This is a genomic window from Streptomyces lunaelactis (assembly GCF_003054555.1).
Classification (GTDB): Bacteria; Actinomycetota; Actinomycetes; order Streptomycetales; family Streptomycetaceae; genus Streptomyces; species Streptomyces lunaelactis.
This window is the reverse complement of record NZ_CP026304.1, coordinates 2444167-2470195: the sequence shown is the minus strand read 5'-3', so window position 1 is coordinate 2470195 and position 26029 is coordinate 2444167. Positions and strand designations below refer to the sequence as shown.

General features: G+C 69.9%; 27 protein-coding genes and 1 pseudogene. 12 read left to right on the top strand and 16 right to left on the bottom strand.

The annotated features are described in order from the left end of the window. Positions 1–22: 22 nt before the first annotated feature. Both SLUN_RS11135 and SLUN_RS11130 read right to left on the bottom strand, forming a co-directional pair. Positions 23–1609 (bottom strand): multicopper oxidase family protein, encoded by a 1587-nt coding sequence (locus SLUN_RS11135; RefSeq protein WP_108154666.1) that lies wholly within the window; start codon positions 1607–1609, stop codon positions 23–25. 129 nt (positions 1610–1738) lie between these two features. Continuing rightward, positions 1739–2191 carry a DUF6153 family protein gene (locus SLUN_RS11130; protein ID WP_108148341.1) on the bottom strand — a complete coding sequence of 151 codons (453 nt, stop codon included), beginning with the start codon at positions 2189–2191 and terminating at the stop codon, positions 1739–1741. A gap of 150 nt (positions 2192–2341) precedes the next feature. On the opposite strand from SLUN_RS11130, the gene SLUN_RS11125 reads away from it, so the two are divergent. Then, positions 2342–3217: an alpha/beta fold hydrolase gene (locus tag SLUN_RS11125; protein ID WP_108148340.1), complete on the top strand. Its 876-nt coding sequence runs from the start codon at positions 2342–2344 to the stop codon at positions 3215–3217. Here SLUN_RS11125 and SLUN_RS11120 read toward each other — a convergent pair. Beyond that, positions 3202–3621 (bottom strand): CBS domain-containing protein, encoded by a 420-nt coding sequence (locus SLUN_RS11120; protein WP_108148339.1) that lies wholly within the window; start codon positions 3619–3621, stop codon positions 3202–3204. The genes SLUN_RS11125 and SLUN_RS11120 overlap by 16 nt on opposite strands. 108 nt (positions 3622–3729) lie before the next feature. Here SLUN_RS11120 and SLUN_RS11115 point away from each other — a divergent pair, with 108 nt between their 5' ends. Further along, entirely contained in the window at positions 3730–3930 is a 201-nt protein-coding gene (locus tag SLUN_RS11115) for a DUF5990 family protein (RefSeq protein WP_108148338.1), read from the top strand. Between the two features lie 367 nt (positions 3931–4297). On the opposite strand, the gene SLUN_RS11110 is transcribed toward SLUN_RS11115, so the two are convergent. The 3 genes from SLUN_RS11110 to SLUN_RS11100 are packed head-to-tail and all read right to left on the bottom strand — an operon-like array spanning position 4298 to position 6030. Continuing rightward, the gene (locus SLUN_RS11110) at positions 4298–4969 is read right to left on the bottom strand and encodes a DUF305 domain-containing protein (protein WP_108154665.1); all 672 of its coding nucleotides are present in this window, start codon (positions 4967–4969) and stop codon (positions 4298–4300) included. A 5-nt stretch (positions 4970–4974) separates the two neighbouring features. Continuing rightward, on the bottom strand, positions 4975–5616 hold the full coding sequence (locus SLUN_RS11105) for a thioredoxin-like domain-containing protein (protein WP_108148337.1): 642 nt from the start codon (positions 5614–5616) through the stop codon (positions 4975–4977). 60 nt (positions 5617–5676) lie between these two features. Next, on the bottom strand, positions 5677–6030 hold the full coding sequence (locus SLUN_RS11100) for a hypothetical protein (RefSeq protein ID WP_108148336.1): 354 nt from the start codon (positions 6028–6030) through the stop codon (positions 5677–5679). Positions 6031–6318: 288 nt separating this feature from the next. On the opposite strand from SLUN_RS11100, the gene glnA2 reads away from it, so the two are divergent. After that, entirely contained in the window at positions 6319–7680 is a 1362-nt protein-coding gene (gene glnA2, locus SLUN_RS11095) for a gamma-glutamylpolyamine synthetase GlnA2 (RefSeq protein WP_108148335.1), read from the top strand. Positions 7681–7747: 67 nt separating this feature from the next. Here glnA2 and SLUN_RS11090 read toward each other — a convergent pair whose 3' ends face one another. Next, positions 7748–8203, bottom strand: a complete 456-nt coding sequence (locus tag SLUN_RS11090) for a carboxymuconolactone decarboxylase family protein (RefSeq protein WP_108154664.1) — start codon at positions 8201–8203, stop codon at positions 7748–7750. Between the two features lie 93 nt (positions 8204–8296). Here SLUN_RS11090 and sigJ point away from each other — a divergent pair, with 93 nt between their 5' ends. Further along, a complete protein-coding gene (sigJ, locus tag SLUN_RS11085; protein WP_108148334.1) occupies positions 8297–9181 on the top strand; it encodes an RNA polymerase sigma factor SigJ in 885 nt (294 codons plus the stop codon). 218 nt (positions 9182–9399) lie between these two features. Then, the gene (locus SLUN_RS11080) at positions 9400–9741 is read left to right on the top strand and encodes a hypothetical protein (protein WP_108148333.1); all 342 of its coding nucleotides are present in this window, start codon (positions 9400–9402) and stop codon (positions 9739–9741) included. 10 nt (positions 9742–9751) lie between these two features. On the opposite strand, the gene SLUN_RS11075 is transcribed toward SLUN_RS11080, so the two are convergent. The 3 genes from SLUN_RS11075 to SLUN_RS11065 are packed head-to-tail and all read right to left on the bottom strand — an operon-like array spanning position 9752 to position 11162. Beyond that, complete coding sequence (locus tag SLUN_RS11075) at positions 9752–10189, bottom strand: VOC family protein (RefSeq protein WP_108148332.1); 438 nt, start codon at positions 10187–10189, stop codon at positions 9752–9754. A 12-nt stretch (positions 10190–10201) separates the two neighbouring features. Further along, positions 10202–10633, bottom strand: coding sequence for a VOC family protein (locus SLUN_RS11070; protein ID WP_108148331.1), 432 nt, complete (start codon positions 10631–10633; stop codon positions 10202–10204). A gap of 13 nt (positions 10634–10646) precedes the next feature. Then, entirely contained in the window at positions 10647–11162 is a 516-nt protein-coding gene (locus tag SLUN_RS11065; RefSeq protein ID WP_108148330.1) for a pyridoxamine 5'-phosphate oxidase family protein, read from the bottom strand. A gap of 315 nt (positions 11163–11477) precedes the next feature. Here SLUN_RS11065 and SLUN_RS11060 point away from each other — a divergent pair, with 315 nt between their 5' ends. Beyond that, the gene (locus tag SLUN_RS11060; RefSeq protein WP_108148329.1) at positions 11478–14465 is read left to right on the top strand and encodes a bifunctional [glutamine synthetase] adenylyltransferase/[glutamine synthetase]-adenylyl-L-tyrosine phosphorylase; all 2988 of its coding nucleotides are present in this window, start codon (positions 11478–11480) and stop codon (positions 14463–14465) included. 1 nt (position 14466) lies between these two features. Here SLUN_RS11060 and SLUN_RS42315 read toward each other — a convergent pair. From SLUN_RS42315 to SLUN_RS11040, 4 genes and pseudogenes are all read right to left on the bottom strand, one after another. Then, positions 14467–14604, bottom strand: a pseudogene (locus tag SLUN_RS42315) (dihydrofolate reductase family protein); the annotation flags it as partial. A 19-nt stretch (positions 14605–14623) separates the two neighbouring features. Next, on the bottom strand, positions 14624–15532 hold the full coding sequence (locus SLUN_RS11050) for a phosphatase PAP2 family protein (RefSeq protein ID WP_108148328.1): 909 nt from the start codon (positions 15530–15532) through the stop codon (positions 14624–14626). A gap of 85 nt (positions 15533–15617) precedes the next feature. Further along, positions 15618–16649 carry a LacI family DNA-binding transcriptional regulator gene (locus tag SLUN_RS11045; RefSeq protein ID WP_175258334.1) on the bottom strand — a complete coding sequence of 344 codons (1032 nt, stop codon included), beginning with the start codon at positions 16647–16649 and terminating at the stop codon, positions 15618–15620. Between the two features lie 25 nt (positions 16650–16674). Then, on the bottom strand, positions 16675–18339 hold the full coding sequence (locus tag SLUN_RS11040) for a glycoside hydrolase family 13 protein (RefSeq protein ID WP_108148327.1): 1665 nt from the start codon (positions 18337–18339) through the stop codon (positions 16675–16677). Between the two features lie 363 nt (positions 18340–18702). Here SLUN_RS11040 and SLUN_RS11035 point away from each other — a divergent pair, with 363 nt between their 5' ends. From SLUN_RS11035 to SLUN_RS11015, 5 genes are all read left to right on the top strand, one after another. Further along, on the top strand, positions 18703–19974 hold the full coding sequence (locus SLUN_RS11035) for an extracellular solute-binding protein (protein WP_108148326.1): 1272 nt from the start codon (positions 18703–18705) through the stop codon (positions 19972–19974). A 92-nt stretch (positions 19975–20066) separates the two neighbouring features. Then, entirely contained in the window at positions 20067–21077 is a 1011-nt protein-coding gene (locus SLUN_RS11030; RefSeq protein WP_108148325.1) for a carbohydrate ABC transporter permease, read from the top strand. Positions 21078–21138: 61 nt separating this feature from the next. Further along, on the top strand, positions 21139–22065 hold the full coding sequence (locus tag SLUN_RS11025) for a sugar ABC transporter permease (protein WP_108148324.1): 927 nt from the start codon (positions 21139–21141) through the stop codon (positions 22063–22065). A gap of 88 nt (positions 22066–22153) precedes the next feature. Next, on the top strand, positions 22154–23824 hold the full coding sequence (locus SLUN_RS11020; RefSeq protein ID WP_108148323.1) for a glycoside hydrolase family 13 protein: 1671 nt from the start codon (positions 22154–22156) through the stop codon (positions 23822–23824). Beyond that, positions 23809–24882, top strand: coding sequence for a LacI family DNA-binding transcriptional regulator (locus SLUN_RS11015; protein ID WP_108148322.1), 1074 nt, complete (start codon positions 23809–23811; stop codon positions 24880–24882). Before SLUN_RS11020 ends, SLUN_RS11015 begins: the two co-directional genes overlap by 16 nt. Positions 24883–25107: 225 nt before the next feature. Here SLUN_RS11015 and SLUN_RS11010 read toward each other — a convergent pair whose 3' ends face one another. Then, positions 25108–25323 carry a DUF397 domain-containing protein gene (locus tag SLUN_RS11010; RefSeq protein WP_108148321.1) on the bottom strand — a complete coding sequence of 72 codons (216 nt, stop codon included), beginning with the start codon at positions 25321–25323 and terminating at the stop codon, positions 25108–25110. Further along, positions 25320–25694 (bottom strand): Scr1 family TA system antitoxin-like transcriptional regulator, encoded by a 375-nt coding sequence (locus SLUN_RS41075; RefSeq protein WP_257153910.1) that lies wholly within the window; start codon positions 25692–25694, stop codon positions 25320–25322. Before SLUN_RS41075 ends, SLUN_RS11010 begins: the two co-directional genes overlap by 4 nt. On the opposite strand from SLUN_RS41075, the gene SLUN_RS42580 reads away from it, so the two are divergent. Beyond that, entirely contained in the window at positions 25664–25930 is a 267-nt protein-coding gene (locus tag SLUN_RS42580; RefSeq protein WP_442759032.1) for a DUF7848 domain-containing protein, read from the top strand. The two genes, SLUN_RS41075 and SLUN_RS42580, sit on opposite strands and share 31 nt — an antisense overlap. Positions 25931–26029 lie beyond the last annotated feature (99 nt).

Sequence of the window (26029 nt, the reverse complement as noted above, 5' to 3'; positions counted from 1 at the left end):
GCGGCGCGAGGCGCCCCGGCTCCTACTTCTGGTACCCCAGCACCGTCATCATTCCGGCCTCCGAGTGGTAGACGTTGTGGCAGTGGACCATCCACAAGCCCGGATTGTCGGCGTCGAAGTCCACCGTCAGCCTGCCGCGCGGCAGCAGGCTCGCGGTGTCCTTGCGGGCGCCGCCCGCGTCAGCTCCGAGGGCGAAGCTGTGGCCGTGGAGGTGGATCGGATGCCACATCTTCGTGTTGTTGGAGAAGACCAGCCGGACCCGCTCGCCCGCCCTGACCGGGTGGCGCTGATCGGGCGTGTACGGCACGGAGTCGAAGGCCCAGTTGTACTGCTCCATATTGCCCGTCAGTCGCAGTTCGATCGTGCGGTCCGGCTTGCGCGCGGGAAGCGCCACGGACTCGGCCGCCTTGAGCCGGTCGGCGGTCAGCAGCTTCCCGGCGAGCTCCTTCGGCCGTACGGACGCGGTGGGCGCCGTGCCGCCGCCCGTGCGGAGCAGCGCCATCGCGGCCGCCTTCCTGTCCTTCGCCTCCTTGCCCTCGGCGACCGCCGTGAGCGGGAAGACGCCGTCGCCCGCGGTGACCAGCACGTCGTACCGTTCGCCCATGCCGAGCAGCAGCGCGTCCGCCCGAGCATGCTGGACCGGGAAGCCGTCGGTGTGCGTCACCGTCAGCTGATGGCCGCCGAGCGCGACCCGGAACGCCGTGTCCCCGCCGGCGTTGATGATGCGCAGCCGGATCCGGTCGCCCGGCTTGGCGTCGAAGACCGAAGGGGCTTCCGCCGTGCGCCCGTTGACCAGGTAGTACGGGTACGCGACATCGCCCGCGTCGCCGCCGAGCAGCGGGCTGGTCGCGCCCATCAGCACCCTGGACGGCCCGTTCACCGTCCCGGTCGGGGACGCAGCGGCATGGCCCGCGTGGTCGGCCATGCCACCGCTCAGCTCCGCCAGGACCCCGTCCGGAGTGGAGCCGTCGATGCCGTCGACCCAGTCGTCCAGGATGACGACCCACTCCCTGTCGTACTTCAGGGGCTCCTTCGGGTCCTCCACGATCAGCGGGGCGTACAGCCCGCGGTCCTGCTGGACGCCCGAGTGCGGATGGAACCAGTACGTCCCGGGGTCCGGGACCGTGAAGCGGTAGTCGAAGGAGGCGCCGGCCTTGACGGGGCTCTGGGTGAGGCCGGGGACGCCGTCCATGTCGTTACGCATGGCCAGTCCGTGCCAGTGCACGGACGTGGACTGCGGCAGGTTGTTGGCGAGGCTGAGCGCGAGCGTGTCACCCGCCGTGACGCGGACCTCCTGGCCGGGCAGCCGGTCGCCGTACGCCCAGGACGTGACCGTACGGCCGCCGCCGAGATCGAGCGGGGTGGCCGTCGCGGTCAGCCTGACCGAGCGGACCGGGCCCGAGCCGCGCTTCGCCTCGGCGGCGGCGACCTCCGGGCCGTCGGGGGCGACATAGCCCGCCGGGGTCGCCTCCGTGGAGCTGCCGTGGTTCATCGGGCCGTGGTCCGTGCCCGGAGAGCCGGAGGCGTCGGAGCAGGCGGCAAGAACTCCCGTACCGGCGGCGGCGATCGCGGCGCCGAGCACGGCGCGGCGCGTGGGGTGAGTGGACATGCTCGTGTGGTGAAGGGGCATGACTGAGTGCACCTCGTGCTGTGTGGGGTGATGCGTGCAGATGGGCGCGTCTGCTGCTTCTGGTGCACCGCTCGGAGCGCGGAGGGTCCCATGCAGCAGTGCCCGGTTCTAGATCCGCAGTACCGACAGCCGGGCGAGGAGCGTCTTGCGGGGAGGCGGGTTGGGCCGCAGCGCGCGCAGTATCCGGGCCTGCCGGGCCGTGAGCAGGGCGACGGGGTCGGTCCGGAGCAGCCCCGCGGCCAGCAGGACGAGGGTGAAGGTGGCCAGCACGGCGAGACACACGGTCATCGGGTCCGTGCCCGGGCCGGGCAACTCCCTCCCGGCGGGCGGCAGATCGGCGGGATCGGCGGCGGGCTGGTGCCCGAGGGGCGCCATCTCCATCGCCATGTCCATCGCCATGTCCGTCGGCGAGTGCATCGTCGAGGACGCGACCGTGTGCTCCGGCGTCCCGCCGCCGTGACCGAGCACCGGGTGCCCCAGCGTGTGCATCGTGGCGATCCCGAACAGCAGCACCACGAACAGCAACAGCCGTCCGTACCGCGCGCGCCGACCGGTCTCCATGGCCGTCAGCCTACCCCCACCCGGTATATGCCGACGTGCGGCCCACCTCCACCCCGCCGATCATGACCCCATGCGGCTCCACGTGCTCCTCGTGGCAGGCTGGTCGGCGGTACCCGCGCTGTCCCCGGCGCGGGAGGGGGAGGAGAGACAGTGACCTTTGTACGGGTGGGAGGCGTGCCGCACCATGTGGTCGTCGAGGGCAGCGGCCCGGTCTGCGTACTGAGCGCGGGCCTCGCGATGAGCTGGTTCGACTGGGACCAGGTCGTGCCGCTGCTCGCGCCGTACCGCACCGTCGTCCGCTTCGACCGGCCGGGACACGGGCTGAGCGGCCCGGCCGCCGTACCGCCGTCCGCCGCCGGTGAGGGCCATCGCATCGCGGACATCCTCGACGCGCTCGGCCTGGACGGGCCCTCCACCGTCGTCGGCCACTCGATCGCCGGCTTCCACGCCGAGGCCTTCGCCCGCCTGCACCCCGCCCGTACCGCGGCCGTCGTCCTGCTCGACTCGTCCATCGAGGAGCACGCGCGCGTGCCCGCCGCGCCCGCGGTCCGCACCGCCGTGGCACACGGTGTCGGCAGCGCGCTCAGCGCCGCCGGAATCCCCGCCGCCCTGGGGCCGCTCACCCGCCGCGCCGTGGTCCGGCTCTCCCGCACCGGCGGCGGCGACCCGGCCCCGGCCGCACTCGTGCGCCGCTGCTACGCGACCTCCCGGGTGCTCCAGGGCGCCCTGCTGGAGAACACCCACTACCTCGCGGTCGCCGCCGAACTCCTCGCCCTGCGCGAGCGCCACGCCCTCCCCGGCGCCCCGGTCACCGTCCTCGCCGCGACGGCGGGCGGGGCGCGCTGGGTGGAGCGGCAGCGCACCCTGGCCCGGCAGCTCGGAGCCCGCTTCGAGGCGGTCGATCCGGCGGGCCACCTGATGATGCTGGACCGCCCGGACGCGGTGGCCCGGGCGGTCCTGGACGCAGGCGACGCACGGGACGCGGGGGAGGTCGTACGAGAAGAGCGGCCTCAGCCGTTCGCGTAGACCCGCTCCGCCCAGGCGGCGATCTGCTGGTCGCTCAGATGGTGGGCCAGATCGGCCTCGCTGATCATTCCCACCAGGCGCTTGTTCTCGATCACCGGGAGCCGGCGGATCTGGTGGCCCTGCATCTCCTGCAGCACCGCGTCCACGTCGGAACCGGCGTCGATCCAGCGCGGTGTGCCCTTGGCCATGTCGGCCGCGGTGACCTTCGACGGGTCGTGGCCCATGGCGACACAGCCGATGACGATGTCGCGGTCGGTGAGGATGCCACAGAGCCGTTCGTCGGCGTCGGCTATGGGCAGCGCCCCCACATCGAGCTGCCGCATCAGCTGCGCGGCCCGGTCGAGGGTCTCGTGGGCCGGGATCCACTGGGCCCCGGGGTGCATGATGTCTCTGGCGGTGGTCATGGGGTTCGTACCTCCTGAGTGCCGTACGCCCCGAGCCACCCCATTGTCATTGGGCCGTTCGGAGTACGCGACCGCAGCGGGTCGAACGTGTGGAAGGAGCCCTCCGGCATGGCAGAGCTGACCCTCCGGATCACCGGCCGAGAGCTGCCGGGCAGCGCCTGCGGCGAGTACCGGCACATCCATGTCGGCACGCAGCGCGGCAAGGACCCCGACCAGCTGGTGCCGGCCGACGCGGCCGAGGCGGTCTTCGAGATCCCCGTCGAGACCGTCACCGCCTCCGACGGCACCGCCGACTTCCGCGGTGCCTGAGGGCCTGTCTTCCGGATCTTGCCGGGCTCGCGTGCCCTGGCACGCACATCTGCTGCGTTGTCGTCAGTCGCCTACGCTCCGCGTGGACTCCTTCCTCCGCCTTGCATCTGCACGCACCGCAGTGACATCAGCCGCTCCGCGGCGGGCCGCTCCCTGATCCGGCCTGATCCAGAAGACAGGCCCTACGTCCAGGGCCGGCGCGGCGAGCGCTTCGTCTATCTGACCTGGGGCGAGCTGCCGCCGGGCCAAGCCGGTCTTCGGCCGTGTCCTCAATCGCCGGACGGGCTGACTTTGTCAGCCTCGCCGGCGATTGAGGCGCGGGGTCTGGGGCGGAGCCCCAGTTCGGGGAGAGCTCCGCCGGACGGACCTAGGACGTACGGGCCTCCGCGCCGCGCTTGTGCAGCAGGTCGACCATCAGCTCGATCTCCGAGCGCTGGGCGTCGACCATCCCCTGGGCGAGATTCCGCTCCGTATCGACCGTGCAGAGCTTCACACAGCCCTCGGCCATGGAGATCCCACCGTTGTGGTGGATGATCATCAGCTGGAGATACTCGATCTCGGCCTGCTTGCCGCCCGCCTTGCCGAGCCTCTCCAGATCGGTCCTGGTCGCCATGCCCGGCATCAGCGAGCCGTCCTTCACCTGATGCCCGCCGGTTCCGGCATGCGCGCCGTGCCCCCTCTGCGCACCGTCCTGCGCCATCCAGGCCATCGGCTCACTGTCCGTGGAGATCTTCGGCAGGCTCCACAGATCCAGCCAGCCCAGCATCATCCCGCGCTGGTTGGCCTGTGTGTTGGCGACGTCGTACGCGAGCCGGCGCACCTCGTCGTCCTTCGTACGGTCCCGCACGATGAACGACATCTCCACCGCCTGCTGGTGATGGACCGACATGTCGCGGGCGAAGCCGGCGTCCGCGGAACCGGCCGACGGCGTACGGGACGTGGCGTCCCCGCCGCCGCCCGCGGAGGCCACCGTGGCGGCCCCCGCGAAGAGCAGCGCGAGCACGACCGCCGTGATCGCCGCCCAGTGCGTACGGGTCATACCGGTCACTCGCCGGCCACACCGTTGGTGCACGCCGCGCCGGGCTCGGGAGTCTGCGCGCCCTGCACGTACTTGGTGAAGAACTGGTCCACGCGCGGGTCGTCGGCACTGTCGACCGTGACCTGCTTGCCCCAGGCGCTCAGCATGATCGCCCCGGACTGGTCCTTGACGGGGCTCATCAGCGAGTACGGCGTCTTCTTGACCTTCTCGCCGAGCTTGGTCACATCGCCTGCCGGCGCCTTGTCGTTGTACGTCACCCAGACCGCGCCGTGCTCCAGCGAGTGGACGGCGTTCCGGTCGGGGATCGCCTCCTTGTAGACGTCGCCGTTGCAGTTCATCCACGCCTGATCGTGGTCGCCGCCGACCGGCGGCTTCATCGGGTAGGTGACGGCCTTGGTGACATGGGTACGGCCGAGCTTCTTCGCGTCCCAGGTCTTCTCGCCGGTGACGGGAGCCTTGGCCGCGGCGGCCTCCTGATCCTTCTTGTCCGACTCCTTGTTGAGGGCGAAGAGGCCGAAGCCGACGAGGCCGGCGACGACGACGGCGCTGATGCTGATCGTGATGATGCGACTGCGGCGCTCGCGGGCCTGCTCGGCCTTGCGCATCTGCTCTATTCGGGCCCGGCGGTCGTTCGTGCGGGAAGCCATGGTGGTTGTCGTCCTTCGTGAAGTCTGCGGTGATCAAGAGGCTGGGGGAGGCGGGACCTGTTACGTCCGCAGCACTTGAAGAACGTGAAGGTCCGGGGCGCGAGGCTGCGCTCCGGAGCGGGTCGGCCGGCCGGCGGAGGCCGACGGGTCGAGCTGTGAGGGCAGTGCGCCGGCCTCGAGCGGGGCATCGTGCGGCGGCGCGGTGAGCACGGCCGCTTCGACGAGCGGCAGCAGACCGCAGGCGCCGTTGTCGTACGGGCAGGTGTACGCGGTCCGGATGTCCGGCGAGGCGTTGTGGTGCGGGGAGGGCGGGCTCACACAGATGAAGAGCGCGCCGAGGAGCGTCGCCGCGGCACTGAGGAGTGCCATGGGACGCGCGGTGCGCGCGATGTGGTTGAGCGGTGAACCCCCCATGGGCGCAGATGGTAGTGCGCGGCCGCGCTCCGCACCTCATACGGGGCTGCCAAGGCCGGTAAACAGCCACCGCACCGTCCGGGAAGGAGCCGCGGACAGGGTCCAAGGGGGCCTCAGGGTCGTCTCGCGGGAAGCTCTGACCCACAATGGGCTCAGCCGGTACAGCGGGCATCGGCCGGTACGGCGGTATCGGCGCGGTGGCACAGGACGCGGTCCGCAACGCGCCTGAAACTCTCGGATGGCATGCTCGTCCGTAGCAGGCGGCTTGACCAGCAAGGATGGGTGGAAATGGATAAGCAGCAGGAATTCGTGCTCCGTACGCTCGAGGAGCGCGACATCCGCTTCGTGCGCCTGTGGTTCACCGATGTGCTCGGCTTTCTGAAGTCGGTCGCGGTGGCTCCCGCCGAGCTGGAACAGGCCTTTGACGAGGGGATCGGCTTCGACGGCTCCGCGATCGAGGGCTTCGCGCGGGTCTACGAGTCCGACATGATCGCCAAGCCGGATCCGGGCACCTTCCAGATCCTGCCCTGGCGCGCCGAGGCCCCCGGCACGGCGCGGATGTTCTGCGACATCCTGATGCCGGACGGCTCCCCCTCCTTCGCGGACCCCCGCTACGTACTGAAGCGCATCCTCGCCAGGACCTCCGACCTGGGCTTCACCTTCTACACCCACCCGGAGATCGAGTTCTTCCTGCTGAAGAACAAGCCGCTGGACGGCAGCCGGCCCACCCCCGCCGACAACTCCGGCTACTTCGACCACACCCCGCAGAACGTCGGCATGGACTTCCGCCGGCAGGCGATCACCATGCTCGAATCCATGGGCATCTCGGTGGAGTTCAGCCACCACGAGGGCGCGCCGGGACAGCAGGAGATCGACCTGCGGTACGCGGACGCACTCTCCACCGCCGACAACATCATGACCTTCCGCCTGGTCATGAAGCAGGTCGCGCTGGAGCAGGGCGTCCAGGCGACCTTCATGCCGAAGCCGTTCAGCGAGTACCCGGGCTCCGGTATGCACACCCACCTCTCGCTCTTCGAGGGCGACCGGAACGCCTTCTACGAGTCGGGCGCGGAGTACCAGCTCTCCAAGGTCGGCCGCTCCTTCATCGCGGGCCTGCTCAAGCACGCGGCCGAGATCTCGGCCGTGACCAATCAGTGGGTGAACTCCTACAAGCGCATCTGGGGCGGCTCGGCCCGCAGCGCGGGCGCGGGCGGCGAGGCCCCTTCGTACATCTGCTGGGGCCACAACAACCGCTCGGCACTGATCCGCGTCCCGATGTACAAGCCGGGCAAGACGGGCTCGGCCCGGGTCGAGGTCCGCTCGATCGACTCCGGCGCCAACCCGTATCTGACGTACGCGGTGCTGCTGGCGGCGGGCCTGAAGGGCATCGAGGAGGGCTACGAACTCCCGGCCGGCGCGGACGACGACGTGTGGGCGCTCTCGGACGCCGAGCGCCGGGCGATGGGGATCGAGCCGCTGCCGCAGAACCTCGGCGAGGCCATCACACTGATGGAGCGCAGCGAGCTGGTCGCCGAAACGCTGGGTGAGCATGTCTTCGACTTCTTCCTGCGCAACAAGAAGCAGGAGTGGGAGGAGTACCGCAGCGAGGTCACGGCCTTCGAGCTGCGCAAGAGCCTGCCGGTGCTGTAAGCGCGACAGTGCCGGGGCCGACGGCCTGTCCGCCGTCGGCCCCGCCACCGTTGGGTGGCGTTCTCGGCTACCAGGCCGCCCCGGCGATCTGCCTGGTCGTCGCGTTGAGCCGGTTGAAGAGGTTGGTCACGCCGATCAGCAGGACCAGGGCCGCGAGCTGCTCCTCGTTGTAGTGGTCGGCGGCCGCGTTCCAGATCTCGTCGGGCACCGGATCGCTCCGGTCGCTGAGCCGGGTGGCGGCCTCGGTGAGGGCGAGGGCGGCGCGTTCGGCATCGGTGAAGTACGGCGCCTCGCGCCAGGCCGCCACCGTGAAGAGCCGCTCATCGGTCTCACCCGCCTTCTTGGCGGTGCGCGCACCCTGCTCGACGCAGGGGCTGCACCCGTTGATCTGGCTCGCGCGCAGGTGGACCAGCTCGAGCGTCGCCTCCGGTACGCCGCCCTGCTTGGTCGCCTTGAACACGTTGAGGATGGCCGGCATGGCCGCGGGAATGATCACTGCCGGGTTCTTCATCCGTGCTTCCATGATGTCGCCCTCCAGGGGCTCGGGGTGTGTCGTCACATCCGCTGGGGTTCGTCCGTCATAGCTCTGACGTAACGCGACGGGAGAGTGTGACCGATGGACGAGAAAGAGTTTCTGGCGGAGCGCTTCGAGGCCCACCGCACCCACCTGAGGGCGGTCGCCTACCGGATGCTCGGCTCGCTCAGCGAGGCCGACGACGCCGTCCAGGAGGCCTGGCTCAAGCTCGGCCGCTCCGACTCCAGCGAGGTCGAGAACCTGGGCGGATGGCTGACGACGGTCGTCGGGCGGGTGTGCCTCGACATGCTCCGTACGCGCGCCTCGCGCCGCGAGGACCCGCTCGATGTGTACGTGCCCGACCCGATCGTCAGCAGCATCGACGGAGTCGACCCCGAGCACGAGGTGCTCCTGGCCGACTCGGTCGGTCTGGCGCTGCTCGTGGTCCTGGAGACCCTGCCGCCGGCCGAGCGGCTCGCGTTCGTCCTGCACGACCTGTTCGCCGTGCCCTTCGACGAGATCGCGCCCATCGTGGACCGCACCCCGACGGCGGCGAGGCAGCTCGCGAGCCGCGCCCGCCGCCGGGTGCAGGGAGCCGCGCCGGCTCCCGAGCGCGACGTGACGCGTCAGCGCGAGGTCGTCGACGCCTTCCTCGCCGCCTCGCGCGGCGGCGACTTCGAGGCGCTCGTCGCACTGCTCGACCCGGATGTCGTGCTGCGGGCCGACACCGGGGCGATGGGGCCGGGCGTATCGAAACTGGTGCGCGGTGCGCGGGCGGTGGCCGGGCAGGCGCTCATGTTCGCGCGGTTCGCCACGTTCGCCCGGCCGGCACTCGTCAATGGGGTCCCGGGAGTTGTCACGGCTCCCGAGGGACAGCCGGTGTCGGTGATGGGCCTCACGTTCGGCGACGGGAAGATCGTCGAAATCGATATCCTGGCCGACCCGGTGCGCCTGGCACGGCTCGACCTGGAAGTCCTCGACGACTGATGCGACGACCGGAATGCGCCTTTGGACCAGTCCGGGATACCGGAAGGTGCGAGCCTGGACGAGGAGGTCCGACGCCCGGTCGTGGGTCCTCCGCAGCACCCCCGGGCGGCGGCCGTGGCGGGGCTGTCGCCCGACCGGCCGCTCACCGGATGCCGCCCCGCCGGGAAACCGGCAGGGTGGCCCTCACCAGGACTTTCCCGCACAGACGAGGACGGCCCATGTCCGTGACCGATCACCGGCGCCTCGGCGCAGCCGTCGGCGCAGCGCTCCTGACCCTCGCCGTCGCGGGCTGCTCCGGCCTCGGCCGCAATGCGGTGGGAACGATCTCCTACGGGACGGAGAGGGACGCCCTTGTGACCGTGTCGAACCCCTCGGTCAACGGCTGCCACCGCCTGGCGCCCTCGGGCGCGACCGTGGTCGTCAACAACACCATGATCGACATGGTCCTGTACCGGAACCGCGACTGCTCCGGCAGTGAGACGATCTACCTCCCGACCACCCTCACCGACAGCATCGTGCCGGGCGCCCAGCCGTGGCGCAGCTACACGCTCGTCCACTGAGGCGCACCGCTCAGGTCCTGTCCTTGGGGCGCAGCACCTCGTACAGCGGCCGAGTGGCTCGTACGCGGTACTCCTGCACCGCCCAGGCGTTCCCGTCCGGGTCCTCGAAGTACAGGAAGGTCCCGCCGTCGCCCGGTGCGACCTCGATCGGGTCGGAGACCTCCACGCCCCGCTCGACCAGCTCGGCGTGGGCCGCCTTGATGTCCGCGACAACGAGCTGGAGCCCGACGTAGGAGCCGGGCTCCGGGGCGCGGCCGCCAGGGGTGGGGATGCCCTCGCCGATGACGATGGAGCAGCCCGAGCCGGGCGGGGTGAGCTGGATGATGCGGATCTCCTTGGTCACATGGGTGTCGATGTCGACGTGGAAGCCGAGCTTGTCGCTGTAGAACTCCTTGGCCCGGTCCACGTCGGAGACGGGGACCACGATCACTTCGAGCGTCCAGTCCATGCCTGTGTCTCCTCAGCGCTCGGAGAGTGGCGCCGGGGCCTCCTGGAGGACCCAGCCGTTGCCGTCGGGGTCCTTGAAGAACGCGAACGAGTTCCACGTATCGCCCGGGCCGTCCTCCCAGCCCGTCGCGCCGACGTGCTGGACGGGGCTGACCTCCACGCCCCGCTCGGTGAACTCCGCGTGGGCCGCCGCGATGTCCGTCACGCACAGTTGGAGGCCCTGGAGCGAGCCGGGGGTCATGGCCGACTGGCCAGGCGGGTCGGGCAGGCCACTGCCCAGGGAGATCGAGCAGCGGGAGCCGGGCGGGGTCATCTGGATGATGCGGATGCCCGGGGCCACTTCCTGGTCGAGGTCGACGTTGAAGCCGCACCCCTTCTCGTAGAAGGTCTTCGTCCGGTCCAGGTCGGAGCTCGGGACCATGACCACTTCGAGGGTCAGTTCCATCGCGGTGTTCCCTTCACTGGGTGAACTGCCAGCGGGTCTGGGCGTACGGGTCGCCCTTGCCGAAACCGAACGCGGTACGCGGCTCCACCCGGAAGACCAGGGCGGGCCCGCCGTCGCCGGCGAACGCGCCGTCGCGGACCTCGAACGTCCAGTCCGTGCCGTACTTCTCGACGTACGCCGCGGCCAGCGCACGCAATCGCTTCTCGTCGCTCACGCGCGTCGCCGTGCCCTCCACCACCACGTCGTAGCCCTCATTGAGGGCATTGGCTCCGGTGGTGAGGACCACCTCCTGATTGTCGCGGAGATTCTTGGCTTTGCGCTCTTCGGCGCCGGTGCAGAAATGCAGCCCGCCGTCGTGCCAGACGGCGATCAGCGGGGTGACGTGCGGACGGCCCTCGGGCCGTACCGTCGACAGCCAGAAGACCTCGGCGCTGCTCAGGCGGGCGACCGCCTGGGACCAGTCGGAGGCGGTGGCCTTCTCGTCGCTGTACCGGGGGTCCAGCGTGGTCAGGGGAGCGATCGGGGGCATGGCGCGGTCCTTTCGATTCAGGGTCACCGAATGTGTAGACCGCGGCCGGCGCCCCTATTCATCGCTAAGCGGCCCCGGGGAAGTCCGGGCGGCAGTCCAGGCCGGCCGCACCGAGGTGACCCCGCTGTCGATCCCCTCGCCCGCAAGGAGTCGCGGACCGGTCCACGAGCCCCGCGTGGCCGGAACGCCGCGGATCACGGGGTTCCACCGCGCGCCCCTACCCGGCAGGATCGGCCGGACAGGGCCTAGGCTCGAATCCGGACCTTGATCGGTCGGCCGATCGTTCGGGACACGGTATGGACGGGAGACGACGGGATGACGGTGCCGGGGCGCAGAAGCAGTACCTTCACCCGACTGCTCCGACACGGCTTCACCGATCCCTCCGCCGCCGAGCGGCTCCTCGACCTCCCCGACATGTCGTCCGTACGCGGCGACCCGGTGCTCCTCGACGCACTCGGCGCCGCCTCCGACCCCGATCTCGCGCTGCGTGGTCTCGTACGCCTGGTGGAGGCGCAGGACCCCGTCGAGCGGCAGACCCTCCTCGGCACCCTCGTCTCCGCGAAACCGTTGCGCGACCGGCTGATCGGAGTGCTCGGCGCGTCCGAGGCGCTCGGTGACCATCTGGCCCGCCACCCGCGCGACTGGCATGCCCTGGTCACCTACGAGGCGGCCGATCTGCACCCGGGCGTCGAGGAGTTCGAACGCGGCCTCGCGGACGCGACCGACCCGGTCACGCTGCGGATCGCCTACCGGCGGTGCCTGCTGTCCATAGCGGCCCGCGATGTGTGCGGTACGACCGATGTCGCCCAGGCTGCCGCCGAACTGGCCGACCTCGCGACGGCCACACTGCGGGCTGCCCTCGCCATCGCCCGTACAGCCGCCCCCGCCGACGCGGCGCAGTGCCGGCTCGCCGTCATCGCCATGGGCAAGTGCGGCGGCCACGAGCTCAACTACGTCTCCGACGTGGACGTCATCTTCGTCGGCGAGCCGGTGGAGGGAGCCGACGAGAGCAAAGCCATGCAGGCCGCGACCCGGCTGGCCTCCCATCTGATGCGGATCTGCTCCGAGACGACGATCGAGGGCACCATCTGGCCGGTCGACGCCAATCTGCGGCCCGAGGGGCGCAACGGCCCGCTGGTGCGTACGCTCTCCAGCCATCTCGCCTACTACCAGCGCTGGGCCAAGACCTGGGAGTTCCAGGCGCTGCTCAAGGCGCGGCCGGTCGCCGGTGACCCGATGCTCGGCGAGGAGTACGTCGAGGCCGTCTCACCGCTGGTGTGGCAGGCCGCCGAACGCGAGAACTTCGTCGCCGACGTGCAGAAGATGCGCCGCCGCGTCGTCGACAACATCCCCGTCGCCGAGGTGCACCGCGAGCTCAAGCTGGGCCCAGGGGGGCTGCGGGACGTCGAATTCGCCGTACAGCTCCTGCAGTTGGTGCACGGGCGCAGCGACGCGACGCTGCACAGCGGCACCACGCTGAAGGCGCTGCAGTCGCTGGCGGCCGGCGGATACGTGGGCCGGGCGGACGCGGCGCAGCTCGATGCGGCGTACCGCTTCCTGCGCGCGATGGAGCACCGCATCCAGCTGTACCGGCTGCGGCGAACGCATCTGGTGCCGGAGGACGAAGCGGATCTGCGCCGTCTCGGGCGCTCACTGGGGCTGCGTACGGACCCGGTCGCCGAGCTCAACAAGGAGTGGAAGCGGCATGCGTCGGTGGTGCGGCGGCTGCACGAGAAGATCTTCTACCGGCCGCTGCTGGACGCGGTCGCGCAGCTCGCGCCCGGCGAGACCCGGCTCAGTCCGAAGGCGGCCGGGCAGCGGCTCGAAGCGCTGGGTTACGCGGATCCCGCCGCGGCCCTGCGCCATCTGGAGGCCCTGTCGTCCGGCGTCACCCGCAAGGCCGCGATCCAGCGGACCCTGCTGCCGGTCCTCCTCGGCTGGTTCGCGGACTCGGCCGACCCGGACGCCGGTCTGCTCGGCTTCCGCAAGGTGTCCGACGCGCTCGGCAAGACGCCCTGGTACTTGCGGCTGCTGCGGGACGAGGGCGCGGCCGCGGAGAACCTGGCGCGGGTCCTGTCCGCCGGGCGGCTCGCCCCCGATCTGCTGCTGCGGGCGCCGGAGGCGGTGGCCCTGCTCGGCGATCCGGAGGGCCTCGGGCCGCGCGGGAGGGACGCGCTGGAGCAGGAGATCCTGGCGGCGGTCGGACGCGCGGAGACGACGGAGGGCGGGGTCGCGTCGGCGCGTGGCGTGCGCAGGCGGGAGCTGTTCCGTACCGCCGCGGCGGATCTGATCGGCTCGTACGGCACCGAGGACAGCCCGGCGGAGGCCGACCCCGGGGCGCTGGTGGACCGGGTCGGGAACGCCGTGACCGACCTGAACGCGGCGACGCTCGCGGGCGCGCTGCGGGCCGCCGTGCGCGAGCAGTGGGACGACACCCTGCCGACCAGGTTCGCCGTCATCGGCATGGGGCGCTTCGGGGGCCACGAGCAGAGTTACGGCTCCGACGCGGATGTGCTCTTCGTCCACGAGCCGCGCGAGGGCGTGGACGACCAGGAGGCGACGCGGGCCGCGAACACGGTGATCGCGGAGATGCGGAGGCTGCTGCAACTCCCCACGGCGGACCCGCCGTTGCTGATCGACGTGGATCTGCGTCCCGAGGGCAAGAGCGGGCCCATGGTCCGTACGCTCGCTTCCTACGAGGCGTACTACCGGCGGTGGTCGCTGGTGTGGGAGAGCCAGGCGCTGCTGCGGGCGGAACCGATGGCGGGCGACGCGGACCTGGGGCGGCGCTTCGTGGAGCTGGTCGATCCGCTGCGGTATCCGGCGGAGGGACTGGGGGAGGACGCGGTACGCGAGATCCGCCGGCTCAAGGCGCGGATGGAGTCCGAACGGCTGCCGCGGGGCGCGGACCCCACCCTGCACACGAAGCTGGGCCGGGGCGGGCTGAGCGATGTGGAGTGGACGGTCCAGCTCTTCCAGATGCAGCACGGCTGGGCGGAGCCGGGCCTGCGGACGACCCGGACGCGGCACGCGCTCGCGGCCGCGCACGCGGCGGGACTGATCTCGACGGAGGACGCGCAGATCCTGGACGAGGCCTGGGTGCTGGCGACGCGGGTGCGGAACGGCGTGATGCTGGTGCGCGGTCGCGCGGGCGACACATTCCCCTCCGACGGGCGGGAACTGGGGGCGGTGGGGCGGTACTTGGGGTACGGCCCGGGGCGCGTGGGCGACATGCTGGACGACTACCGGCGTACGACACGGAGGGCGCGTGCGGTGGTGGAGGAGCTGTTCTACGGGGCGTAGGTCATCCCGGCGAGGAACCCTCGGCACGCTCGTACCGGAGCAGGACCACCCCGTTGCCGAAGGTCCGGGACTCGGCGAGCCGCAGACTGGTCATGGCATCCGACTCCCGGAACAGGGGTTTGCCCCGTCCGATGATCACGTACTGGAGTTGAGGAAGATCACGTACTGGCGTTGAAACGGGGCAGCAGGCGCCCGAGCCTGTCCGTGTCCTCCACCAGCTTCGGCAGCTGATGCGGCAGCGCCCGGTACCAGGCGTACGAGAGGGCGAAGCCGAACGCCAGGCAGATCATGCCGCCCACGGCGTCCAGCCAGAAGTGGTTGGCGGTGGCCACGATGACCACCAGCGTCGCCGTCGGGTAGAGCATGCCGAGGATCTTCGCCCAGGGCGCGGAGGCCACCGCGAAGATGATGAGCCCGCACCACAGGGACCAGCCGATGTGCATCGACGGCATCGCCGCGTACTGGTTCGACATGTTCTTGAGGTTGCCCGAGGCCATCGAGCCCCAGGTGTCGTGGACCAGGACCGTGTCGATGAAGTTCTGGCCGTTCATCAACCGAGGCGGCGCGAGCGGATACAGGTAGTAACCGACGAGTGCCACACCCGTCGTCGCGAAAAGGACAAGGCGGGCCGCCGCATAACGGCCCGGATGCCCGCGATAGAGCCACACCAGCACACCGATCGTCACAATGAAGTGCAGGGTGGCGTAGTAGTAGTTCATCGAAACGATCAGCCATGTCACCGAATTCACGGCCTGGTTGACCGACTGCTCCACCGCCAGGCCCAGCGAGCGCTCGACATCCCAGATCCAGTCCGCGTTGCGCAGCGCCTGCGCCTTCTGCTCCGGCACGGCATTGCGGACCAGCGAATACGTCCAGTAACTGACAGCGATCAGCAGGACTTCGAACCAGATCCGCGGGCGGCGGGGTGACCGTTGCGTGCGCAGCCGAGTACGCAGAGGTGCGTCGGTACGCAGAGGTGCGTCGGCGGCCTCGTCCACCATGGGATCCACCATGGGTGACGGGGTAGCCGTCCGGCCTTCCATAGTCTTCACGGTCGATTCACCCATGGGACGAGAGTCTGCCAGATACTGCCCACCGACCGATCATCCCCCGGTCGGGTTCCCGACGCACCTGCTACACCTTGCGGACGACTCAAGAACGCCCCACGGCTCCGGGTCCCGACGCCGTAGAGCCGCGAACCACCAGCTCAGGCATGAAGACGAACTCACTGTGCGGGGCAGGAGTGCCGCCGATCTCCTCCAGGAGGGTACGGACGGCGGCCTGCCCCATGGCCTGCACGGGCTGCCGGATGGTGGTCAGCGGCGGATCCGTGAACGCTATGAGCGGGGAGTCGTCGAAGCCCACCACGGACACGTCACGCGGCACTTTCAGGCCCAGCCCGCGGGCGGCCCGGATCGCGCCGAGCGCCATCATGTCGCTCGCGCAGACCACGGCGGTGCACCCGACCCCGATCAGGGCGCTTGCCGCGGCCTGACCGCCTTCGAGCGTGTAGAGGGAGTGCTGGATGAGGTCCTCGGACTCCTCGGGGGCGAGGCCGAGTTGGCTCTCCATGGCCTGCTGGAAGCCCTCGATCTTCCGCAGCACGGGGACGAAGCGCTTCGGGCCGACCGCCAGACCGATCCGGGTGTGGCCGAGCGAGACGAGATGGGTCACCGCGAGGTGCATCGCGGCCCGGTCGTCGGGCGAGACGAAGGGGGCCTTCACCTTGGACGAGAAGCCGCCCAGCAGGACATAGGGGACACCTTGGCCGCGCAGCTGGTCGTAGCGCTGCATATCGGCGGTGGTGTCCGCGTGCAGGCCCGAGACGAAGATGATTCCGGAGACCCCGCGGTCCACCAGCATTTCGGTGAGCTCGTCCTCGGTGGAGCCGCCCGGGGTCTGGGTGGCGAGGACCGGGGTGTAGCCCTGCCGCGTCAGGGCCTGGCCGATGACCTGGGCGAGTGCCGGGAAGATCGGGTTGTCGAGTTCCGGTGTTATGAGACCGACCAGGCCGGCGCTGCGGTGGCGCAGGCGCACCGGACGCTCGTAGCCGAGCACGTCGAGCGCCGCGAGTACGGATTCGCGGGTTGCCGCGGCCACACCGGGCTTGCCGTTGAGCACGCGGCTGACTGTGGCTTCGCTGACCCCCGCCTGGGCTGCGATGTCGGCAAGCCGTGCGGTCACGGGATTGGACTGTACCGGTCGCACGTCAGATTGCCCACCACGCACAGGAATCAGCCGGAATACGGGCTGTGTCACCCGTCGGCTCCAGAGGTGCTGTGTCACCCGTCGGCTCCAGCGGTACGGAGGAGAGCAGCGGCCGTCCCGGCAGCGGCAGTTCGATCTCCGACGCCGTGGTGTTGAGCGTGCAGACGATGCCCGGACGGGACAGGGCGAGCACTCCGTCCGGAGCCGGCAGCCATCGCATCGGGCCGCCCGGCAGTTCACGGCGCAGCGTCAGCGCGGAGCGGTAGAGCTCCAGCGTCGAGCAGGGGTCGCCGGTCTGGGCCTCGACGGAGAGCTCCCGCCAGCTGTCCGGCTGCGGCAGCCAGCTGGATCCGGGGCCGAAGCCGAACGGTGCCTTGTGGCCGGACCACGGGATCGGCACCCGGCAGCCGTCACGGAAACCGTCCTGCCCCGCCGCGCGGAAGAAGGCGGGGTCCTGGCGCACCTCGCTCGGCAGATCGGTGACCTCGGGCAGTCCGAGCTCCTCGCCCTGGTAGATGTACGTCGAGCCGGGCAGTGCGAGCATCAGCAGCGCGGCCGCGCGGGCGCGGCGCAGCCCCCGCTCCCCGCCGCCGTAGCGGGTGGGGTGGCGGACCACGTCGTGGTTGGAGAGCACCCAGGTGGTGGGCGCCCCCACCGAGGCGGTGGCGGCGAGTGACTCGTCGATCACGTTGCGCATCGCCTCCGGGTCCCACGGGCACCGCAGGAACTGGAAGTTGAAGGCCTGGTGCAGTTCGTCGGGACGTACGTACAGCGCGAGCCGGTCCGGGCTGGGCGCCCAGGCCTCGGCGACACCGATCCGCTCCCCGGGGTAGGAGTCGAGGAGCCTGCGCCAGGAGCGGTGGATCTCGTGCACCCCGTCCTGGTCGAAGAAGGGCAGCGTCTGGGAACCGATCAGCCTGGCCTGTTCCTTGTGGCCGATGTCCGGCAGTCCGGCGGCCTTGACCATGCCGTGCGCGACATCGATGCGGAAGCCGTCGACGCCGAGGTCCAGCCAGAAGCGCAGAACCGAGTCGAACTCCTCGTGCACCTCCGCGTTCTCCCAGTTGAGGTCGGGCTGCTCGGGTGCGAAGAGGTGGAGGTACCAGGCCCCGTCCGGCGTGCGGGTCCAGGCGGGACCGCCGAAGACCGACTCCCAGTCGTTCGGCGGCAGCTCGCCGGCCGCGCCCTTGCCGGGGCGGAAGTGATAGCGCTCGCGGGCCGCACCCCCGTCCCGGTCCGCGAGCGCGGCCGAGAACCACGGGTGCCGGTCCGATGTGTGGTTCGGGACGACGTCCACGATCACTTTCAGGCCCAGCTGGTGGGCGCTGCGTACGAGATCGTCGGCGTCGGCGAGATCCCCGAAGAGCGGGTCCACGGCCCGGTAGTCGGCCACGTCGTAGCCGCCGTCGGCCTGCGGGGAGGCGTAGAAGGGCGTGAGCCATACGGCGTCGATGCCGAGCTGGGCGAGATGGGGCAGGCGCCGGGTGGCTCCGCGCAGATCTCCTACGCCGTCGCCGTCGCTGTCGGCGAAGGAACGCACGTACACCTGGTAGATGACGGCATCGCGCCACCAGTCGCTGCTCTTGATGGAAGAGCTTGCAGGGCGCGGCGCCTCGGCTGCGGTGGGGCCGGGGAGACCGACCGCGGAAGTGAGTTCGTGTGTCATATGGGTCCCTCTCGTACGGTGCGGGGGCGGGGGGGACGTACAACTAACGAGGTCAACGTGGGTGCGGGCCCGGGGTGACGGTGCTTCGGGGACCAAAATATCAGCCCTGCAAGACCTTGCGAAAGACGTTTGCAGCACTCTGTGAAGCGCCTGGAGCGGCCGAAGTGGCCGCCGTCAAGCGATGCAATGGCAACTCTCAGGACACGTGGATGTAACGATCCCCCGCTCTTGCAGAAAATTGCCGCAAGGTCTTTCCGCTCTCTTTCATCCTTGTTACGTTCCTGCCGAACCCGGCGCCGCGAGGGAGCGGTCGGCAGGGGGCGTGGTCGCCTCCGCCATCTCGGGCATCTCTAAGGAGTTCACATGCGGCGTGGCATAGCGGCCACCGCGCTGGTAGCGGCACTGGCACTGGCAGCGACGGCGTGCGGCGGGGACGACAGCGGCGACAAGGCCGCCGGCCCGGTCACTCTGACCTGGTGGGACACGTCGAACGCGACGAACGAGGCGCCGACGTACAAGGCGATGATCGCCGAGTTCGAAAAGGCGAACAAGGACATCAAGGTCGAGTACGTCAACGTCCCCTTCGACCAGGCGCAGAACAAGTTCCAGACCGCGGCCGGCAGCAAGGGTGCTCCCGACATCATCCGCGCCGAGGTCGGCTGGACCGCCTCCTGGGCCAAGTCGCAGTTCCTGGCCCCGCTCGACGGCACGGACGCGCTCAAGAACACCGGGGACATCACTCCCTCGCTCCTGAAGCAGGCCCAGTACGAGGGCAAGACCTACGGTGCCCCCTTCGTCACCGACTCCCTCGGCCTGATGTGGAACAAGGAAATCCTGAAGAAGGCCGGCTTCGACAAGGCGCCGGCCACCTGGGACGAGGTGAAGGCCGTCTCCAAGGCGGTCAAGGAGAAGGCCGGGGTCGACGGCTTCGGGCTCCGCGCCGACGCCTACTTCGAGCTCCCGTTCCTCTTCGGTGAGGGCACCGACATGGTCGACGCCGGCGCGAAGAAGATCACGGTGAACTCGCCCGAGGCCGTCAAGGCCGTGGACGCGACCAAGGCTCTGCTCGCCTCGCCGGGTGTCGCCAAGCTCGATGTGACCGCCGACTCCTACGCCCACATGCAGGACGCGTTCACCACCGGCAAGGTCGCGATGATCGTCCAGGGCCCGTGGGAGCTGACGAACATCTACAAGGGCGCCGCCTTCAAGGACAAGGCCAACCTCGGCATCTCCAGCGTCCCGGCCGGCGCCACCGGCAAGGCCGGCGCCCCGACCGGCGGCCACAACCTCTCCGTCTACGCCGGCTCCGACAAGGCGCACCAGGCCGCGGCCCAGAAGTTCGTCGGCTTCATGACCTCGGGTGAGACCCAGGCCAAGATCGCGCTGAAGAACGGCACGCTGCCGACCCGCACCTCCGCCTACACCGCCGAGGTCAAGGCCACCCCGGGCATCACCGAGTTCCAGGCGGTCCTCGCCGGCTCCGCCCGGCCCCGTCCGGAGCTGCCCGAGTACAGCTCGCTCTTCGCCGACCTCGGCACCAACCTCACGGCGATCCTGCAGGGCAAGGTGACCACCCAGAAGGGCCTGGACACCACCGCCGAGTCCTACAAGAAGCTCCTCAAGGACTTCTCCTAAAGCTGCCACCCGTGGTGGTACGGCCCAGAACCCGGGCCGTACCACCACGGCGTCGTGAACCCTCCTGAGAATCTGTCGTAAAGGTGTCGAAGATGACCGTCGCCGTCGAGGGCGGAAGCGATAAGACCCAGCGTGGCGCCGGGCCGCGTCCCGGGCCGCGTCCCGGGCCGATCAGCCGTTTCAGGCAGTCGTACAACCGCAATTGGTACGCCTGGGCGATGGTGGCCCCCGTGGTCGCGGTCATCGGCGCGCTGGTGCTCTATCCCCTGGCCCGCGGCATCTATCTGTCGCTGACCGATGCCAACAGCAGCAACGTCGGCAAGACGATCGGCGTCAACGAGATCCCCGACAGCTTCTCGTGGGTGGGCTTCGACAACTACACGGAGATCCTCTCGGGGGGCGACCACCAGTTCTGGCCCCACTTCACCTGGACCATCGTCTGGACCGTCGTCTGTGTGGCCCTGCACTACGGCATAGGCATGAGCCTGGCCCTGCTGCTCAACCGCAAGCTCCGCGGCCGCACCTTCTACCGGATGGTCCTGATCCTGCCGTGGGCGGTGCCCACCTTCGTCACCGTCTTCGCCTGGCGGCTGATACTCGCCGACGACGGCGGCATCCTCAACATGGCTCTGGAATGGGCCCATCTGCCCACCCCGCCCTGGCTCAGTGAGCCGTTCTGGCAGCGGATCGCCGCCATCACGGTCAACACCTGGGTCGGCGTCCCCTTCATGATGGTCTCGCTGCTCGGCGGTCTGCAGTCGATCCCCTCGGAGCAGTACGAAGCCGCCGAGGTGGACGGGGCAACCCCCTGGCAGCGCTTCCGCCATGTGACGCTCCCCGGCCTGCGCTCGGTCAGCAGCACGGTCGTCCTGCTCGGGACCATCTGGACCTTCAACCAGTTCGTCGTGATCTTCCTGCTGTTCGGCGCGACCGGCGCGCCCGAGGCGCAGATCCTCGTCACCTGGGCCTACCGCCTGGGCTTCGGACAGGACCCGCGCGACTACGCCGGCTCCGCCGCTTACGGCGTCATCATCCTGTCGATGCTCATCGTCTTCGCCTCCTTCTACCGGCGCTGGCTGGCCCGCAACGAGAAGGCCGTCTGACGGCCGCCGAGGCCGTCGAGCAACAGCACCAGCCATGACGACAGAGAGGGCAGCCAACCCCATGAGCACCACAGCAGATCTCCCGGTCGCGGGAGCGGCCGCCGAACCGGCCGCCGTCCCGCCCCGCAAGCGACCGGCGGGCAAGCGGCAGTTGAAGCGCGGAGAGCGCCCCCGTTCCGCATCCGTGCTGATCCACGGCGCGCTGATCACCGCGAGTTTCGTCGCGGCCTTCCCGATCGGCTGGATCGCCTGGATCTCGCTCGGTCCGGACAAGACCGACTACCTTCACCCGGGCGACATCGCCGACAAGATCAGCTTCGAGAACTACACGACGGTCCTGAACGACACCGAGTTCCTGCAGTGGTTCGTCAACTCGCTGATCGTCGCGCTCGGTACGTGCCTGCTCGGCGTCTTCATCGCCGCCAGCTCCGGCTACGCGGTCTCCCGGATGCGCTTCCCCGGGCACCGGCAGCTGATGTGGACCTTCCTGGTCACCCAGATGTTCCCGGTCGCCATCCTCATGGTGCCGCTCTACAACATCCTGGCCGACATGGGTCTGCTCGACACCTACTGGGCGCTGATCCTGGTCTACTGCACCACGGCGATCCCGTACTGCGCCTGGCTGCTCAAGGGGTACTTCGACACCATCCCGCAGGAGATCGACGAAGCCGGCCGGATCGACGGCCTCAGCCCCTTCGGCACCTTCTACCGGCTGATCCTGCCCCTCGCCCGGCCGGGCCTGGCGGTGGCCGCGTTCTACACCTTCCTCACCGCCTGGGCCGAGGTCGCCTACGCGTCGGTCTTCATGCTCAGCGAGGAGAAGTACACCCTCGCCGTCGGCCTGACCAGCTTCATCAGCCAGCACGACACCCAGTGGGACCTGATGGCCGCGACCTCCGTGCTCATCGCCATCCCCGCCGCGCTGTTCTTCTATCTGGTCCAGCGCCACCTGGTCACCGGCCTCACCGCCGGCGCCGCCAAATCCTGACCCGTACGAAACCCGGGCACCCGGCCCGACCGGCCGGGTGCCCCGGTCTTGTCCCGCATCGCCGCACCGAGCCTCAGAGGGATCGAGAATGACCCAGTACCTGGCTGACGCCCATCACACCGCCGACAGGACCGCGGCCCGCGCGGACTGGTGGAGAGACGCCGTCATCTACCAGGTGTACCCCCGCAGCTTCGCCGACGGGAACGGCGACGGCATGGGGGACCTTCCGGGCATCCGCAGCCGACTGCCGTACCTCAGGGAACTCGGCGTCGACGCGGTGTGGCTGAGCCCCTTCTACGCCTCCCCGCAGGCCGACGCCGGCTACGACGTCGCCGACTACCGCGCGATCGACCCGATGTTCGGCACGCTGCTGGACGCCGACGCGCTGATCAGGGACGCGCACGACCTCGGGCTGCGCATCATCGTCGACCTGGTGCCCAACCACTCCTCCGACGCCCACGAGTGGTTCAAGCGCGCGCTGGAGGAGGGCCCGGGATCCGCGCTGCGCGACCGCTACCACTTCCGTCCCGGCAAGGGGGACCGCGGTGAACTCCCGCCCAACGACTGGGAGTCCATCTTCGGCGGCTCGGCCTGGACCCGTACCGAGAACCCCGACGGCACCCCCGGCGACTGGTATCTGCATCTCTTCGCGCCCGAGCAGCCCGACTTCAACTGGGAACACCCGGCCGTCGCCGACGAGTTCCGCTCGATCCTGCGCTTCTGGCTCGACATGGGCGTCGACGGTTTCCGGATCGACGTCGCCCACGGCCTGGTCAAGGCGGCCGGCCTGCCCGACATCGGCGGCAGCGAACAGCTGAAACTGCTGGGCAGCGATGTCATGCCGTTCTTCGACCAGGACGGCGTCCACGAGATCTACCGCGCCTGGCGCAAGATCCTCGACGAGTACCCGGGCGACCGGATCGCCGTGGCCGAGGCGTGGACGCCCACCGTGGAGCGCACCGCCAACTATGTGCGCCCCGACGAGCTGCACCAGGCCTTCAACTTTCAGTACCTGGGCACCCATTGGGACGCGGCCGAGCTCCGTCGGGTCATCGACGTGTCGCTGGACGCCATGCGGCCCGTCGGCGCCCCCGCGACCTGGGTGCTCTCCAACCACGATGTGACCCGCCACGCCACCCGCTTCGCGGGCCCGCCGGCGGGCACCCAGATCCGTGAGGCCGGCGACCGTGAACTCGGCCTGCGCCGGGCCCGCGCCGCCACCCTGCTGATGCTGGCGCTGCCCGGATCCGCCTATCTCTACCAGGGCGAGGAGCTCGGCCTCCCCGACGTCACCGACCTGCCCGACGAGGTCCGGCAGGACCCGGCCTTCGGGCGCACGGAGGGCCAGGACGGCTTCCGTGACGGCTGCCGGGTGCCAATCCCGTGGACCGCGGAGGGTTCGTCGTACGGCTTCGGCGCGGGCGGCAGCTGGCTGCCCCAGCCGGACAGCTGGGCCGGGCTCAGCGTCGAGGCACAGACCGGTGACCCGGACTCGACTCTGGAGCTGTACCGCAGCGCCCTCGCGGCGCGCCGTGAGCACGCCGCACTGGGGGCGGGTGACGCCGTCGAATGGCTGGACGCGCCCGAGGGTGTGCTCGCCTTCCGCCGGGACGGCGGCTTCGTCTGCACCGTCAACACGACGGGCACGGCCGTACGGATACCGGCACCCGGCCGCGTACTGCTGGCCAACAGCGTTGTCCGCACGGCCGAGGGCGAGGCCGAACTGCCCGCGGACACCGCTGTGTGGTGGACGGTGTGACGATTCCCCCGTCGCGGGGCGGCGCCGTCCGGACCGGCGTCGCCGCCCCGCGGCTCGCGGACATCGCCGCTCAGGCGTCGGTCAGCGAGGCGACCGCCAGCCGGGTGATGAACGGCAAACCGGGCGTTGCGAGCGGCACCCGCCAGCGGGTGCTCGCGGCGCTCGACGTGCTCGGATACGAGAGGCCCGTACGCCTGCGGCAGCGCAGCGCGGGCCTCATCGGGCTGCTGACCCCCGAGCTCACCAACCCGATCTTCCCGGCGTTCGCCCAGGCCGTCGAGCAGGTGCTGGCAGGGCACGGCTACACCCCGGTGCTCTGCACCCAGCTGCCGGGCGGCGCGACCGAGGACGAGCTCGTCGAGCAGCTCCAGGAGAGCGGTGTCAACGGCATCGTGTTCCTGTCGGGCAAGCACTCCGACACCTCGGCCGATCACACGCGGTACGCCGAACTCGTGGACCGGGGAGTTCCGTTCGTCCTCATCAACGGGTACAGCGAGCAGATCAGTGCGCCGTGCGTCTCCTGCGACGACCGGGCGGCGATGCGTATGGCCGTACACCATCTGGCCGAACTGGGGCACGAGCGGATCGGACTGGCGATCGGTCCCGGCCGCTATGTGCCGGCGCACCGCAAGACCGAGGGCTTCCTGGACGGTCTCGCCTCCATCCTGGGCTATACCGAAGCCGCGGCCGAACGGCTGGTCCAGCGCTCACTGTTCAGTGTCGAGGGCGGCCACGCGGCGGCCGGTGCGCTGCTGGACAAGGAGTGCACCGCCATCGTCTGCGGCAGCGACATGATGGCCCTCGGCGTGGTCCGGGCGGCCCGGGAACGCGGACTCGATGTGCCGTACGACCTCTCGGTGGTCGGGTTCGACGACTCGCAGCTGGTGGCGTTCACGGATCCGCCGCTGACGACGGTCCGCCAGCCGGTGAAGGCGATGGCCGCGGCGGCGGTGGGTGCGTTGCTCGAGGAACTGCAGGGAAGTCCGGTGCAGAGCACGGAGTATGTGTTCCAGCCGGAGCTCGTGGTCCGGGGCACCACCGCGCAGGCGCGGCGGTAGGTCCGGCGTGGGTTTCCCCTACCCGCCCTTTCCCGTAACTGGGGGCAAGCCCCCAGACCCCCACCGGGGCTTCGCCCCGGACCTCCGTATGCGACCTTCGGCCGCATGTCCTCAAGCGCCGGACGGGCTGAAATGTGCGGCCGAGCCGTACATTTCAGCCCCGCCGGCGTTTGAGGCGCGGGGGTTCGGGGGCGGAGCCCCGGGGGCGTGGCGATCCGCTCTGGGCTACGCGTCGGCGGTGGTGGCGAACTCCACCAGCCCGGCCCACCCCTCGGGGGAGAGCATCAGCACTGGGCCGGTGGGGTTCTTGCTGTCCCGTACGGGGACGACCTGGTGAGCTTTCGCGTAGGCGGGCGACCACTCGACGCACTGCCCGCCGTCGGGCCCGCTGTAGGACGACCGGACCCACTCCATGGCCGTCGGGTCGATACCGTCACTCATGTTGTGTGCTCCTTGGACATGTCCTTCATGCGGGCAACCGAAGCAGCGGGAGACAGAGCATCGGCCCGCAACCGATCGTAGGTCTCCTGGGCGGCAGCCACGGTCTTGGCTGTCTCGTACGGGCGTCCCCCCTGCGGTCCGTCCGCGTGGAGCACGGTAGGCGCGTCCTGGAACGCCAGCAACGTAAATGGCACGCCGAGGGCGGGTGCTCCTGCTGAGAAGGGTAGAAGTTGCAGCGTGACATGGGGCGACTCCGCTTCACCGACCCGACTGCTCGTGAGCGCCTGGTGCCCCGCATCGCTGAGGTCAACAAGGACAGCCGTTGGGGGCGGGGGTTGCTGTGAGTGTTCGTGAGGTGCACGCGTACGCAGAGTGGACGCTCAGCGCGGACAACCGGGAAGGGGTGCCGGTCGCGATCTTCCAAATGATGTGCATGTCATGCCACGTCATGTCTGACGCTGCTGACAACGACGGTTCGCGGCAACAGACTTGGGCGCTTGATCACACGGGCCGCAATCCCGGTCATCAGGGGTTCAAGCTGATCACTGAGACCTATTGGCGGGTGGAACCCGGACGGGGCAACCCCTACCGGGAGGTCGAAGCGTGAGGCGCCGCATGGGCAAGAGGTGGAGCTTTGCCCTACCTGCCCATATGGAGGGGACCCGTATGTGTTGACACGCCCCCCAGTATGATCACTCGAACTCAA

Coding starts and splice junctions, on each gene's coding strand:
- SLUN_RS11035 (WP_108148326.1), top strand. CDS start 18,703: ATGCGGCGTGGCATAGCGGCCACCGCGCTGGTAGCGGCACTGGCACTG.
- SLUN_RS11120 (WP_108148339.1), bottom strand. CDS start 3,621: ATGACCACCGCCAGAGACATCATGCACCCCGGGGCCCAGTGGATCCCG.
- SLUN_RS11115 (WP_108148338.1), top strand. CDS start 3,730: ATGGCAGAGCTGACCCTCCGGATCACCGGCCGAGAGCTGCCGGGCAGC.
- SLUN_RS11100 (WP_108148336.1), bottom strand. CDS start 6,030: ATGGGGGGTTCACCGCTCAACCACATCGCGCGCACCGCGCGTCCCATG.
- SLUN_RS11105 (WP_108148337.1), bottom strand. CDS start 5,616: ATGGCTTCCCGCACGAACGACCGCCGGGCCCGAATAGAGCAGATGCGC.
- SLUN_RS11090 (WP_108154664.1), bottom strand. CDS start 8,203: ATGGAAGCACGGATGAAGAACCCGGCAGTGATCATTCCCGCGGCCATG.
- glnA2 (WP_108148335.1), top strand. CDS start 6,319: ATGGATAAGCAGCAGGAATTCGTGCTCCGTACGCTCGAGGAGCGCGAC.
- SLUN_RS11070 (WP_108148331.1), bottom strand. CDS start 10,633: ATGGAACTGACCCTCGAAGTGGTCATGGTCCCGAGCTCCGACCTGGAC.
- SLUN_RS11080 (WP_108148333.1), top strand. CDS start 9,400: ATGTCCGTGACCGATCACCGGCGCCTCGGCGCAGCCGTCGGCGCAGCG.
- SLUN_RS11130 (WP_108148341.1), bottom strand. CDS start 2,191: ATGGAGACCGGTCGGCGCGCGCGGTACGGACGGCTGTTGCTGTTCGTG.
- SLUN_RS11020 (WP_108148323.1), top strand. CDS start 22,154: ATGACCCAGTACCTGGCTGACGCCCATCACACCGCCGACAGGACCGCG.
- SLUN_RS11065 (WP_108148330.1), bottom strand. CDS start 11,162: ATGCCCCCGATCGCTCCCCTGACCACGCTGGACCCCCGGTACAGCGAC.
- SLUN_RS11040 (WP_108148327.1), bottom strand. CDS start 18,339: ATGACACACGAACTCACTTCCGCGGTCGGTCTCCCCGGCCCCACCGCA.
- SLUN_RS11030 (WP_108148325.1), top strand. CDS start 20,067: ATGACCGTCGCCGTCGAGGGCGGAAGCGATAAGACCCAGCGTGGCGCC.
- SLUN_RS11025 (WP_108148324.1), top strand. CDS start 21,139: ATGAGCACCACAGCAGATCTCCCGGTCGCGGGAGCGGCCGCCGAACCG.
- SLUN_RS11010 (WP_108148321.1), bottom strand. CDS start 25,323: ATGAGTGACGGTATCGACCCGACGGCCATGGAGTGGGTCCGGTCGTCC.
- SLUN_RS11110 (WP_108154665.1), bottom strand. CDS start 4,969: ATGACCCGTACGCACTGGGCGGCGATCACGGCGGTCGTGCTCGCGCTG.
- SLUN_RS11050 (WP_108148328.1), bottom strand. CDS start 15,532: ATGGGTGAATCGACCGTGAAGACTATGGAAGGCCGGACGGCTACCCCG.
- SLUN_RS11135 (WP_108154666.1), bottom strand. CDS start 1,609: ATGTCCACTCACCCCACGCGCCGCGCCGTGCTCGGCGCCGCGATCGCC.
- SLUN_RS11060 (WP_108148329.1), top strand. CDS start 11,478: ATGACGGTGCCGGGGCGCAGAAGCAGTACCTTCACCCGACTGCTCCGA.
- sigJ (WP_108148334.1), top strand. CDS start 8,297: ATGGACGAGAAAGAGTTTCTGGCGGAGCGCTTCGAGGCCCACCGCACC.
- SLUN_RS11075 (WP_108148332.1), bottom strand. CDS start 10,189: ATGGACTGGACGCTCGAAGTGATCGTGGTCCCCGTCTCCGACGTGGAC.